This window comes from Pseudomonas entomophila, from assembly GCF_029193575.1.
Lineage (GTDB): Bacteria > Pseudomonadota > Gammaproteobacteria > Pseudomonadales > Pseudomonadaceae > Aquipseudomonas > Aquipseudomonas entomophila_G.
In genome coordinates this window covers 474,567-487,111 of record NZ_JARGCS010000056.1, presented here as the reverse complement: position 1 = coordinate 487,111, position 12,545 = coordinate 474,567, and the positions used below count along the sequence as shown (strand labels likewise).

Below are 12,545 nucleotides of genomic sequence, written 5' to 3'. Positions count from 1 at the left end.
GCCATGAGTCGTGCAACTTCCTCCACCCTGTCGCAGCGCCTGGCGCCATGGGCCTTGCCCGTGCTGCTGCTGGCGGTGTGGCAACTGGCGGTCAGCGCCGGGTGGCTGTCGACGCGCATCCTGCCGGCACCGAGCGCGGTCATCGGTGCCGGGGTCGAGCTGGTGCGCAGCGGCGATATCTGGTCGCACCTGGCGATCAGCGGCTGGCGCGCCGGCGTGGGCTTCCTGATCGGTGGCAGCATCGGCCTGTTGCTGGGCTTCATCACCGGCCTGTCGAAGTGGGGCGAACGCCTGCTCGACAGCTCGGTGCAGATGATCCGCAACGTCCCGCACCTGGCGCTGATTCCGCTGGTGATCCTGTGGTTCGGCATCGACGAGTCGGCGAAGATTTTCCTGGTGGCGTTGGGCACGCTGTTCCCCATCTACCTCAACACCTACCACGGCATCCGTAACGTCGACCCGGCCCTGGTGGAGATGGCGCGCAGCTACGGGCTGTCGGGCTTCGCCTTGTTCCGCCAGGTGATCCTGCCCGGTGCGCTGCCGTCGATCCTGGTGGGTGTGCGCTTCGCCCTGGGCTTCATGTGGCTGACCCTGATCGTCGCCGAGACCATCTCGGCCAATGCCGGCATCGGCTACTTGGCGATGAACGCCCGTGAGTTCCTGCAAACCGACGTGGTGGTCCTGGCCATCGTCCTGTACGCCGTGCTCGGCAAGCTCGCCGACCTCGCCGCCCGCGGCCTGGAGCGCGCCTGGCTGCGCTGGCACCCGGCCTACCAACCGGCGAAGAAGGAGGGCGCATGACTGTGCTCAAGGAACAACCGCCGCGCTTGTTGCGCGGCATCCCCCTGGCCGCCCAGGGTCTGCGCAAGACCTTCGGCAAGCGCGAGGTGCTGCGCGGCATCGACCTGCACATCCCGGCTGGCCAGTTCGTCGCCATCGTCGGCCGCAGCGGCTGCGGCAAGAGCACCTTGCTGCGCCTGCTGGCCGGGCTCGACCACCCCAGCGCAGGCGACTTGCTGGCGGGCGCCGCGCCCCTGGTGGAGGCCCGCGAGGAAACCCGCCTGATGTTCCAGGACGCGCGCCTGTTGCCCTGGAAGAAGGTGATCGACAACGTCGGCCTGGGCTTGTCCGGCAACTGGCGGCCGCGCGCAGTGGAAGCGCTGGATGCGGTGGGCCTGGCCGACCGCGCCAACGAGTGGCCGGCGGCATTGTCCGGCGGCCAGAAGCAGCGCGTGGCCCTGGCCCGGGCGCTGATCCACCAGCCGCGCCTGCTGCTGCTCGACGAGCCCCTGGGCGCGCTGGATGCCCTGACCCGCATCGAGATGCAGCAACTGATCGAGCGCCTGTGGCGCCAGCACGGCTTCACCGTGCTGCTGGTCACCCATGACGTCAGCGAGGCCGTTGCCGTGGCCGACCGGGTGATCCTGATCGAGGACGGCGCCGTCGGGCTGGACCTGACCGTCGACCTGGCCAGGCCCCGGTCGCGCGGTTCGCAGCGCCTGGCGGCGCTGGAAAGCGAAGTACTCAACCGTGTTCTGTCCGTCCCGGGCGCTGCGCCCGAGCCGGAGCCTGTAGCCCCTCTGCCCACGCAACTGCGTTGGGCGCACTGAACCCCGAAGCCAAAGGAAGCATGCCATGACCATCAAAGCCATTAACGTTCGCAACCAGTTCAAAGGCACCGTGAAGGAAATCCTCGAAGGCCCGGTGCTGTCGGAGATCGACGTGCAGACCGCCTCCGGCATCGTCACCTCGGTGATCACCACCCGTTCCGTGAAGGAGCTGGAATTGCAGGTGGGCAGCGAAGTGATCGCCTTCGTGAAATCCACCGAGGTGTCCATCGCCAAGCTGTGATGGCGAACGGGGGCGCTGTGCGCCCCCATTGCGCGGCCGCCGGTTGCCCTTAGCTTGCGGCGGGTCGCAACCCACCGAACAAGCCGTTGGCCTGGCTTTCGTTAAGGGCGCCTCGCCAGGCGTTGACCCGTTGGTTACGCTCGCTGGCCAACTTCAGGTGCCCGGCCTCCAGGCGGGCGAATCCGTTGCCGGGCCGCTTCTTGAAGTGGAAGTGGGCGTACCAGAGTGGTGCGTTGGTGCGGATGTCATCGATGCGGTATTCCTCCAGGTATTCGATTGCCTGCCCTTGCTTGTTCTTCGCTGGCTCCAGTGTGCGTGACCAGTGGATCGCCACTTCCCCCTCGTTGTGCAGGTAGTCCAGGTGGCCGAAGGCCGGCTGCGTCGTGACCTTGATCTGCTCGATGCGTAGCTGCTTGCCCAACCTCTGCAGGTCGGCTGCCGCTTGCTCAAGGTCGCGCACCACACGGCGTTGTGCCTCGGTCAAAGCAGCACCCGCCTTGTGGCCGATATCCTGCGCGAGGTCCTTGAGCGTGATGGCGTAGCCGTCGGCGAGGTCCTGCAGGCTGGCCGGCGTCATGTTCATATTCTTGTAGTGGTGTAGCTGAGCTTGCTGCTTGGCGATATCGCCCAGGCGCTTCCTGGCACTGGCCATCAGGGATGGCAAGGCGGCCGCGGAAACCGGTTGAGCGGTGATGGTCGGCTGCCATTTGTTGTCGGCCGTGCGCGTGAACGAGGTAGGCGCCTCCTGGGTCAGGTCGTTACCGACCTGCATGTGTGGCTGGCCATCGACCGTCACCTCATGGCCGATCAGCAGTTGCTGGTCGACGGTCTCGAACGGGCGCGGCCTGCTCGTGCCACGCGGTCGCGCCGGTGCCCTGCGAACGGGGGCGGACGCGGCGAGGGCGCTGTCGACCTCCTCGATCAGTTTGGCCAGTTCCCCACGCATCCGCGCGGTGCTCTGCGGGGTGACGAACGCCGGGAAGTCGTCCTGCCAGCTGGTCATGTGGTTGTCGAAACGCTGGTAGCGCGCCTTGACCTGCTGCAGGAAGCGATGCTCCTGGGTGCGGCTCAGGTTCGCCAAAGCCAGGTCGTGATGACTGAACAACTGGCTGCGCAGGGCGGTGAGTCCGCGATTCACCTGGCGCAACGCGAACAGGAACTCGTCGCTGGGCGCCGCCGGCAACCTGATGATGCCGGCCGCCTCTATGGACAGGCGCACCACCCGGTAGCCGTTCGGGTCCAGTGGCATGTTCAGTTTGTCGAGCTCCAGCAGGTAGGTGGTGAGGTTGGCGCCCTGCACCTTGTTCCTGAGTGTCGCCGCGCGGCGGAATTCGCCTTCCAGCTGCCCCAGCGAATGCGCCATGTCGCCTTGGGCGCTGCGCAGCGCCTTCAGTTGAGCGAGCGGGTCGGTGGATGTTTCGAGCGCATGTTGCAAGCGCCTGACGTGATCGAAATGCCCTTGCATCTGGAACTGGTACTGGCGGATGAGGCCTGGGTGCTGGTTGACCAGGTTGAATGCCAGGCCATCACGCAGGCGGCGTTGATTGCTGCCTGCCAGGGGCCTGGTGTCGCGCAAGCGCTCCAGGCTTTGCTCATGGAAGGTCACGAAGGCTTGCAACTGCTCGGTATAGGCGCGCTGTGCCTGCAGGGCAGCGGGGTGCGTGAGGGACTGGTGCTCGTCGATGGCGCTCATCAAGACACCCTGGCTGGCGGTGACCTTGCGTTGCTCGGCAAGGCGCCGGAGGTCGATCTCGCGAACCAGCTGTTCCGGTGAGAGCAGTGCAGGTTGTCGCCCAAGGTAGCCGCGCAGGTTCTCCCAACCTTGTTGGTACAACCTGCCGAGGTACGCCCCGCCGCCGGCCAGCCCATTGTCGACCAGCCGACCGCTGAGGCTGCCGTGGGGCTCCCAACTGCCCAGCTCGCTCAGCCGCACCGGCTGCTTGTAGCTGCGCGCCGCGCTGCCCCTGAGTCGCCAGGTTTGGTAGGTTGCGTCCCACTCGACCTGGTAATGCACACCTTGGTGCAGGATGTAGTCGGCGCCACTTTCGACATGGCGGTAGACCCCCCGGCCATAAGCTGCAGGGTGGTTGATCCAGGGCCCGATAGGCGCATCGCTGGCGTAGCCGTCGAAGGGGTGGGGGCGAGCCTGGCGGGTTACCACGGTCGGGTGCAGCCCTCCCAGGCGTTGGCGATCGTGTGTACGCACCTTGGCTTTGGTGGCGCTCGGCAACGCCGCAGTGCCCAGGTCCAACAGAGCATCGACCAGCGACAGGAACATGCTGTTCAGGTGTTCGATACCCGCTCCAGGGTCGCTGCGCAGGAAGGCCTCGACGCCCGCGTTGGCGGCGTGCCAACCGTCATACAACGCCACCAGCGCACCGATGCCTGGAACGAAACCGATGGCGAGCTTGAGGTAGTCGTAAACCTGTCCGTGGCGAATCGCCTGGTCTTCCAGGTACAGCTCGGCCTGGCTGCGGGACGAGGCGCGGTGCTCGTTGATCAGGCGGCCCATCAGCAGGTTGGCCTGGATCTCGGCGAGCGGCTCCGAACGTGCGATGCCCACCCCGATGAACCCGGAAAACTGCTTCAACAGCGCCTGGTCGATGTAAGACAGGTGAGCGCTTGTCTCGGCGTCGAGCGGGCGGCTGGCGAGGTAGCTGCGCATGGCACTGTCGGTGGCCATGTCTTCCAGCGCTTCGCAGGCTGCCTGGCGGCTGTCGTGCTGACTGACGACCTTTCCATTCGGTGCATCGGGTAGCAGCAGCAGACGCGGCCCGTTGGCGGGCTCGAGCAGGAACAGGCCGGAAAGGGTAACGCGCTGGCTGCTGCCGTCCGCAGCGGTACCCGGCCTCAGGTCAAGGGCATGCTGCTGGACCGTGCGCGGGCGTGACGGGTCTAGTTGCTCCTGGCAGAACAGCTCAAGCACCTGCTGGCCTGCCGCGTCCAGAGTGGTGGGGCGACTGAGGGCGAGGATTCTCAACTGGTGCTCGAACGGGGCCTTTAGGGTCTCTCGGCGCCATTGCGCTTGCCATTCGGTCTGTTGGGTGTCGCCGTTGAAGGCGCTGAAGATTTGCTGTTCATAGGCTCCGGCGAGGTCTAGCGTCTTCACCAGGTTGGCAACGGCGGAGCGGTCCAGGCGCTGCGCCAACGTTGGGGTGGCCGAGGCGTCATCGATGACGATGTTGGCATTGCCCAGGCGCAGGGTCAGGTCGTCGTCCAGTGCCCAGAGCAGGAACGCCTCCAGCGGCACTTGGCTACGCTCGGCACTGAACGTGACGATCTCCTTGTAGGCATGGCCCATGCCCGACTCCGGCAGAGGCACCCGTTGCTTGCCGGTACGGTCGGCGATGTCCAGGGTGATGGCCGGGACCTGGGTCAGCGCATATGTGCTACGCAGGTGGGCGTGCAGTTGAGTGCGCGCGAAGTGCCCACGCTCTGGCAGGTCTCTGGCCAATAGCTGGCTGGACGCTCGCATGGCGCCGCGCAAGGCGTCGAACCCCGTAGCCAATGCGCTGCGCTGGGCGTTGTCGAGGTGGGCCAGCGAGTGCAGGTGGGGGGGCAGGTTGGCGGTGCGGTTGCGTTCGGCGAGCCGCTCGAACGCTTGGAGCCGCGCGCCATTGCGGTTGTTGCCGAGCTTCCAGCGCAGTGCCTGGCGCGAGGCGTCGTCGGGCTGGCTGAGCAGGGCCAGCAGCGTTTGTGTCAGGTAGTCGAAGGCATGGTTGCTGATCGGCACGCGGACCAGGGTCGGCCTGGTGTCGGTGCGCTCGAGTCGCTCGACCAGTGCCTCGCTGTCTTGTGGCCAGGCACTTTCCAGCAGCGCTTCCGGCCAGGCGCCGTACAGGGTGTTCAACAAACGTTCGAACAGCTGTTCTTCGCTGTCGTACGTGGCCAGGCCGCCGTCCTGGCCTGGCTTGTAGAGCAGCACGGTGGTGTCCGGGGTGGGTGCGTCGTTCGTGGGCAGCGCCTGGAGGGTCATGAAGCCGCTCAGCATCCATGCGCGGTCGCCCAGCACCAGCTTCAGCGCACTGGGCAGGACCGGGCGCTGGAGGCTTGGCTCGGGCCTTTCCACCAGCTCGCGGACCCATTGCAGGTGGGGCTCGCCGAGTTCGCCGAGTAGCTGCTGGAATTCGGCTTCGAGCAACAGGTTGTTGGCGAAATGTTGGCTGAGGTGCTCGAAGCGGCTCTGGTCGCCATGGGGCTGGCCCCAGGTTTGCGAAGTCGGTGTTTCAGGAAGCGCGGCCAGCAGTTTTTGCAAATCGGCATCCTGCGTGTCCAGTTTTGCCTGCTGTGCCCGCAGGGTGGCCATGCGTGTCGAGGTCGGCTCGGTGTCGTTGCCCAGGTAGTTGGCCAGCAACTGCTCCTGCCGAGCGATGCGCTGCTTGCACCAGCCGAGCGGCAGGCGCGCGTCAAGCGTGTCGAAGTGCACCTCTTCCGCGGCCAGGGCCTCGTCGGTGCTGACCAGCAAGGCCAGGCTTTCGGCCAGGGCGTCGGGCAGCGCCTCCTTCAGGGCCGGTGTGTAGGTGGTTTGCTGCTCGGCGCCGCTCGCCAGGAGGCTGCGCAGAAGGCTGTCGATGCCGTCGCCGGTCAGCGCCGTGGCCTGGATGAACGTGCTGTCGCTGTCGGCCGCCAAGGGTACCGGCGGGTTGCTCCACAGGCGTCCGCGGTGCTCGTGTGCCCACTGCCGCAGCGTGGCCTCGTTGTGGAAGGCGCGCACGGGGTTGTTGGCTTCTGGCCGATACATCAACCAGGGCGCGTCGTCGCTGTCGGGCTGGATCAGCAGCGCGCCCGGGCAAATGCCGATGCTCGGCCCCGGCTGCCGCCACTGTAACTGGGCGTATTGGCGGGTACTGTCCAACTGGCCCGCTGCCCAGCCTTTGGCGTCTAGTCGGCCAAGCCCGTAGTTCAGTGCCAGGGTGCTCTGGAAGTGTTCGCGCAGTTGTTGTTCTGCATAGGCCCTGCGCGAGACCGGTTGGCCAGGCATGCGGGCGTCCCAGTAGCTCGCGGGCGCTGATGGGGCCTGGTCGAACAGCGCCTGCAGTGTCTTGGCCGCCAGGCGTCGGCGCTCGTTGGCCTGTGTCAAGGCATTGCCGCGTCCAGCGCCGATCCAGTCATCGGTCGGCAGGGCGGTTTGGCTCAGGAATTCACCGAGTGCGGTGGGAAGGGGGGCCGCTGGGGAGGGAGTGGGTTGTGTCATGGTCATGTTCCACGTTGGTCTGAGGGCTGTGGGTGGCACTCATTTCAACGTCTGACCGAGGCGATACTGCGTTATATGTTGCTGCGTCAGTGGGGCGAGCGCTTTGCCAGGAACGGCGGCAGGTACAGCCCCAGGTATGCTTCGAACACCCGCATGCCTTCCTCGGCCATGCGTGGGGTGATCTGTTCGTGCAACTGCATCGAACGGGCGTAGACCCGGTCGCTCAGTTCCATCGCCAGGGCGAACACATCGACCTCGGTGGGCATCGTCGGAAGCTGGAAGTGCTGGTCGAACAGCGTGTGCATCAGCTTGCCCAGCTCCAGGTCGTGCTGGCGGTCGGCCTGGACCACTTCGCTCAGGCCGTGCTGGGCGAGGATCAACTGCCGGGCGGCGGCGTCCTCGTTGTAGATGTCGAGCATGCGCTGTTCGATAAGCCGCGACAGGTCATGCCAGGTATTCAACGCGCGGTTGTCGATCGGCGCGCCCAGGGCGTCGCGGAAGGCTCGGTGCACATCGCTGGTGAGCGCTTCGAGCAACGCCGGCACGCTGGCGAAGAAGTGGTACACCGAAGAGGGCGGGATTTGCGCCCGTTCGGCCACGCTGTAGATCGACAGACCCGCCACCCCGTGCTCGGCCAACAGCTCACGGGCCGCGGCGAGGATCGCGTCGATCCTCGCCTGGCTGCTGGCGCGTGGCTTGCGCGGGGTGGCGCTACGGTTCATCAGTTGCTGATCGCCAGGATGCTGGCCTGGTAGGCGCCGACGAACAGGTCGAAGTCGCCGACTTCCTGTTGCTCCAGGCGCGTCTGTTCGGCCAGGGACTCGCGCGCCAGGGCCTCGAACGCCTGCTGGCGCGCGGCGGGCAGTGGCTGCTCGCGGAAGTTCTTGGCATGCAGGCGGCTCTGGCGCAGGGAGAACTCGATGAAGCTCTCGTCGTGCTCGGTCATGCGGGCCAGTACCTGGGCCGAAGGGGTCAGCTCCGGGTCGTCGACCTTGGCTTGCTGGGTGCGCAGGGCCTGGGCGTGCTCCTGGCCGCCATTGGCTTGGTCGAGCAGCTCGGCCAGCGGCAGGATGCGCGCTATCAGCTCGCTGGCCCATTCCTTCAGTGCCACCGGCTGGCCGTCACGGCGCAGTTCCAGACCTGGCCTACGGCCTTCCTTGACCACGGTGAGGAAGTTGTCGGTGGCCTGGCCGCATTCGCCGTTTTCCAGCAGCGGGCTGTCGTTCAGCGCGCAGTACAGCAGGAAGGCATCGAGGAAGCGCGCCTGCGGCAGGTCGATGCCCACCGGCAGGAACGGGTTGATGTCCAGGCAGCGCACTTCGACGTACTGCACGCCACGGGCCATCAGGGCCTGGATCGGCCGCTCGCCGGTGTAGGTGACACGCTTGGGGCGGATGTTCGAGTAGTACTCGTTTTCGATCTGCAGGATGTTGGTGTTCAGTTGCACCCACTCGCCATCCTTGTGCGTGCCGATCTCCACGTAGGGCGGGTAGGGCGTGCCCACCGCCTTGCGCAGGCTGTCGGTGTAGCTGGCGAGGTTGTTGTAGCACGGCGTCAGGCCGGCCTGGGCGTTGCTCTGATAGCCCAGGTCGCTCATGCGCAGGCTGGTGGCGTAGGGCAGGTAGAGGGTCTGCGCGTCGAGTTCCTCGAGCTGGTGCGGGCGCCCGCGCAGGAAGCCTTTGTCCAGCGCTGGCGAGGCGCCGAACAGGTACATCAGCAGCCAGCTGTAGCGGCGGAAGTTGCGGATCAGCGCGATGTACGCCGCCGACTGGTAGTCGCGGTCGCTGCCTTCACCGTCCTCGCTCGCCTTGAGCAGCGGCCACAGGGCCTCGGGCAGCGAGAAGTTGTAGTGGATGCCGGCGATGCACTGCATGGTACGGCCGTAGCGCAGGGCCAGGCCCTTGCGGTAGACATGCTTGAGCTTGCCGATGTTGGAGCTGCCGTACTCGGCGATCGGGATGTCCTCCTCGGCCGGCAGCGTGCAGGGCATCGACGGGCTCCACAGGTATTCGTCGCCAAGTTGGCCGCTGACGAAGCGGTGGATGTCTTCCAGATTGTCGAGCACCTGGGCCGGGTCGGTCAGGGCTGGGGTGATGAACTCCAGCAGCGACTCGGAATAATCGGTGGTGATCTGCTCGTTGGTCAGCGCCGAGCCCAAGGCCTCCGGGTGTGGGGTCTGGGCCAGGCGACCTTCGTCGGTCACGCGCAGGCATTCACGCTCAATGCCGTGCAGGCACTGCTTGAGCAGGGGGAGATTGGCGCCGAGCAGGCTCAGGCGGCGGTTGAGGAGGTCGCTCAAGATGGATTCCTTCACGCGTCAGTCGCCCCAATATGGGGGTAGAGTTGACGGTCTACAAGGGTAGGGACAAAGGAACTGGCGTTGTCGCCTGGTTTACGCGGTTCCGGTGGTCACGGCGCTGAATCTTCGAGGGAGCGGCGGGCCCTTTCGCGGGGCAAGCCCGCCCCTACAGGTAAATGCGAAGCCTTGTAGGAACGGGCTTGCCCCGCGATGGGGCGCGCAACGGCCCGGATCAATGCCAGCGAAAATACCGCAGATGCCCCACCGGGAGCTAGAGAACCGCGAAGGTTCCCTGCGCCTTGGCCACCAGCTTGTCGCCCTGGACTACGTCGGCGTCGACCACCAGTGTGCGCCGCCCTGCGTGCAGCACCCGCGCGGTGCACAGCACCTCGCCCTCGCTGACCGCGCGCAGGTAGTTGATCTTGCATTCGATCGTCACGCTCTGCTGGTCGAAGCCATGGCTGGCCGAGCAGGCCAGGCCCATGGCGATGTCCACCAGGCTGAAGATCGCCCCGCCGTGCAGCTTCTGGCCGCGGTTGCGCAGTTGCGGCTCGAGCGCCAGGGCCACCGTGGCGACCCCGTCCTCCAGGTGTTGCAGGCGGCAGCCGAGCAGTTGGCTGAAGGCGCTCTCGACGTACTCCTTCGGAACGTCCATCACTTCTTCTTCAACTGCTTGGCGTTGGCGAACAGCGACGCCATGGCATTGTTGGCCGGTGCCGCAGTGGCGGTTTCACGCGGGCGGGGCGCCTGCTGCGAACGGTTGCCGCCCTGGCCGCGGCCACCGCCACGGTTGCCCTCGACTTTCTCGCCCGGGGTGTCGCCCATGCGCATGGACAGGCCGATGCGCTTGCGCGGAATATCCACCTCCATGACCTTGACCTTGACCACGTCGCCGGCCTTGACCGCTTCGCGCGGGTCCTTGACGAACTTCTCCGACAGCGCCGAGATGTGCACCAGGCCGTCCTGGTGCACGCCGATGTCGACGAACGCGCCGAAGTTGGTGACGTTGGTCACCACGCCTTCGAGGATCATGCCCGGCTCCAGGTCCTTGAGGTCCTCGACGCCGTCCTGGAACGACGCGGTCTTGAACTCGGGGCGCGGGTCGCGGCCCGGCTTGTCGAGTTCCTGAAGGATGTCGGTGACGGTCGGCAGGCCGAAGGTCTCGTCGGTGAATTGCTTGGGGTCCAGGCGCTTGAGGAAGCCGCTGTCGCCGACCAGCGAGCGGATGTCGCGGCCGGTGTCGGCGGCGATGCGCTGCACCAGCGGGTAGGCCTCCGGGTGCACCGCCGAGGCGTCCAGCGGGTTGTCGCCATTCATCACGCGCAGGAAGCCGGCGGCCTGCTCGAAGGTCTTCTCGCCCAGGCGGCTGACCTTCTTCAGCGCCGCGCGGGTGGCGAACGGGCCGTTGGCGTCGCGATGCGCGACGATGTTCTGCGCCAGGGTCGCGTTGAGGCCGGAGATCCGCGTCAGCAGCGCCACCGAGGCGGTGTTGACGTCCACGCCCACGGCGTTCACGCAGTCCTCGACCACTGCGTCCAGGCCACGCGCCAGTTTCACCTGCGACACGTCATGCTGGTACTGGCCGACGCCGATGGATTTCGGGTCGATCTTCACCAGTTCGGCCAGCGGGTCCTGCAGGCGGCGGGCGATCGACACGGCGCCACGGATCGAGACGTCCAGGTCGGGGAATTCGCGGGCGGCCAGTTCCGAGGCCGAGTACACCGAGGCGCCGGCCTCGGAGACCATGATCTTGGTGAGCTTCAGCGCCGGGTACTTCTTCACAAGTTCCGCGATCAGCTTGTCGCTCTCGCGGCTGGCGGTGCCGTTGCCGATGGCCACCAGCTCCACCGCGTGCTTGGCGCACAGGGCGGCGAGCACGGCGAGGGTGCGGTCCCAGTCGTTCCTTGGCGCGTGCGGGTAGACGGTGGCGGTGTCCAGCAGCTTGCCGGTGGCGTCGACCACCGCGACCTTGCAGCCGGTGCGCAGGCCCGGGTCGAAGCCCAGGGTGGCGCGCGGGCCGGCCGGGGCGGCCAGCAGCAGGTCGTGCAGGTTGTGGGCGAAGACGTTGATCGCCTCGCCTTCGGCATTGTCGCGCAGCTCGCCGAACAGGTCGGTTTCCAGGTGGGTGTAGAGCTTGACCTTCCAGGTCCAGCGCACCACCTCGCCGAGCCACTTGTCGGCCGGGCGGTTGCGGTTTTCCAGGCCGAAGTGGCTGGCGATCATCACCTCGCACGGGTGCAGGGTGCCGGGCAGCTCTTCGCCGACCTTGAGCGAGGCGCTCAGCACGCCTTCGTTGCGCCCGCGGAAGATCGCCAGGGCGCGGTGCGACGGTGCGTTGCGCAGCAGTTCGTCATGGGCGAAGTAGTCGCGGAACTTGGCGCCTTCCTCTTCCTTGCCGGCCACCACGCGGGCGCTGAGCACCGCGTCCTGCTTGAGGAAGTTGCGCAGCTTGTCGAGCAGGGCGGCATCTTCGGCGAAGCGTTCCATGAGGATGTATTTGGCGCCTTCCAGGGCGGCCTTGACGTCGGCTACGCCCTTCTCGGCGTCGACGAAGCGTGCGGCTTCGGTCTCCGGGGTCAGTTGCGGGTCGTCGAACAGGCCGTCGGCCAGCTCGCCGAGGCCCGCTTCCAGCGCGATCTGGCCCTTGGTGCGGCGCTTTTGCTTGTACGGCAGGTAGAGGTCTTCGAGGCGGGTCTTGGTGTCGGCGAGCTTGATTTCGCGGGCCAGCTCCGGGGTCAGCTTGCCTTGCTCCTCGATGCTGGCCAGGATGCTGGCGCGGCGCTCGTCGAGTTCGCGCAGGTAGCGCAGGCGCTCTTCCAGGTGGCGCAGTTGGGTGTCGTCCAGGCTGCCGGTCACTTCCTTGCGGTAACGGGCGATGAAAGGCACGGTCGAGCCTTCGTCCAACAGGCCCACGGCCGCTTCGACCTGTTGTGGGCGCACGCCCAGTTCCTCGGCGATACGGCTGTTGATGCTGTCCATAAAACCACCTGACAAATAGTGAATACACGGCCGCGGGTGGGCGCTCAGGCCCGGCGGCGCTGGATGAAAGGCGCGCATTATACCCATCGCGCCCGGCTTGCGGTGATGGCGCGAGGCCAGTTGCCCATGGCCCGGAAGTGGCACCAGGGGAAAAATCTGCTAACAATGCACACGGCACGCCGCGCAGTGGCTACGCCATAATGCGCAGCGATCTAAGAGGAG

The 12,545-nt window shown here is 66.4% G+C and carries 7 protein-coding genes and 1 pseudogene; 3 read left to right on the top strand and 5 right to left on the bottom strand.

Annotated features, from left to right (window positions below; translation table 11 throughout):
• Nucleotides 1-3 precede the first annotated feature (3 nt).
• The 3 genes and pseudogenes from ssuC to P0Y43_RS25925 all read left to right on the top strand — a co-directional run bounded on the left by ssuC (nucleotide 4) and on the right by P0Y43_RS25925 (nucleotide 1,851).
• Nucleotides 4-801 (top strand): aliphatic sulfonate ABC transporter permease SsuC, encoded by a 798-nt coding sequence (gene ssuC / locus P0Y43_RS25935; protein ID WP_275640099.1) that lies wholly within the window; start codon nucleotides 4-6, stop codon nucleotides 799-801.
• A pseudogene (ssuB, locus tag P0Y43_RS25930) lies at nucleotides 788-1,610 on the top strand (aliphatic sulfonates ABC transporter ATP-binding protein); the annotation flags it as partial. The gene ssuC and the pseudogene ssuB, both read left to right, overlap by 14 nt.
• A 25-nt stretch (nucleotides 1,611-1,635) precedes the next feature.
• Nucleotides 1,636-1,851: a TOBE domain-containing protein gene (locus P0Y43_RS25925; protein ID WP_008095172.1), complete on the top strand. Its 216-nt coding sequence runs from the start codon at nucleotides 1,636-1,638 to the stop codon at nucleotides 1,849-1,851.
• A 49-nt stretch (nucleotides 1,852-1,900) separates the two neighbouring features.
• On the opposite strand, the gene P0Y43_RS25920 is transcribed toward P0Y43_RS25925, so the two are convergent.
• The 5 genes from P0Y43_RS25920 to P0Y43_RS25900 form a co-directional block, all read right to left on the bottom strand.
• On the bottom strand, nucleotides 1,901-7,045 hold the full coding sequence (locus P0Y43_RS25920) for a dermonecrotic toxin domain-containing protein (RefSeq protein WP_275640097.1): 5,145 nt from the start codon (nucleotides 7,043-7,045) through the stop codon (nucleotides 1,901-1,903).
• Nucleotides 7,046-7,131: 86 nt separating this feature from the next.
• Entirely contained in the window at nucleotides 7,132-7,767 is a 636-nt protein-coding gene (locus P0Y43_RS25915) for a TetR/AcrR family transcriptional regulator (protein WP_275640096.1), read from the bottom strand.
• Complete coding sequence (gene gshA / locus P0Y43_RS25910; RefSeq protein ID WP_275640095.1) at nucleotides 7,767-9,344, bottom strand: glutamate--cysteine ligase; 1,578 nt, start codon at nucleotides 9,342-9,344, stop codon at nucleotides 7,767-7,769. Before gshA ends, P0Y43_RS25915 begins: the two co-directional genes overlap by 1 nt.
• A 271-nt stretch (nucleotides 9,345-9,615) precedes the next feature.
• Nucleotides 9,616-9,999, bottom strand: a complete 384-nt coding sequence (locus P0Y43_RS25905; RefSeq protein ID WP_275640094.1) for a PaaI family thioesterase — start codon at nucleotides 9,997-9,999, stop codon at nucleotides 9,616-9,618.
• The gene (locus P0Y43_RS25900) at nucleotides 9,999-12,323 is read right to left on the bottom strand and encodes a Tex family protein (protein ID WP_275640093.1); all 2,325 of its coding nucleotides are present in this window, start codon (nucleotides 12,321-12,323) and stop codon (nucleotides 9,999-10,001) included. The genes P0Y43_RS25905 and P0Y43_RS25900 overlap by 1 nt, the downstream gene beginning before the upstream one ends.
• Nucleotides 12,324-12,545 lie beyond the last annotated feature (222 nt).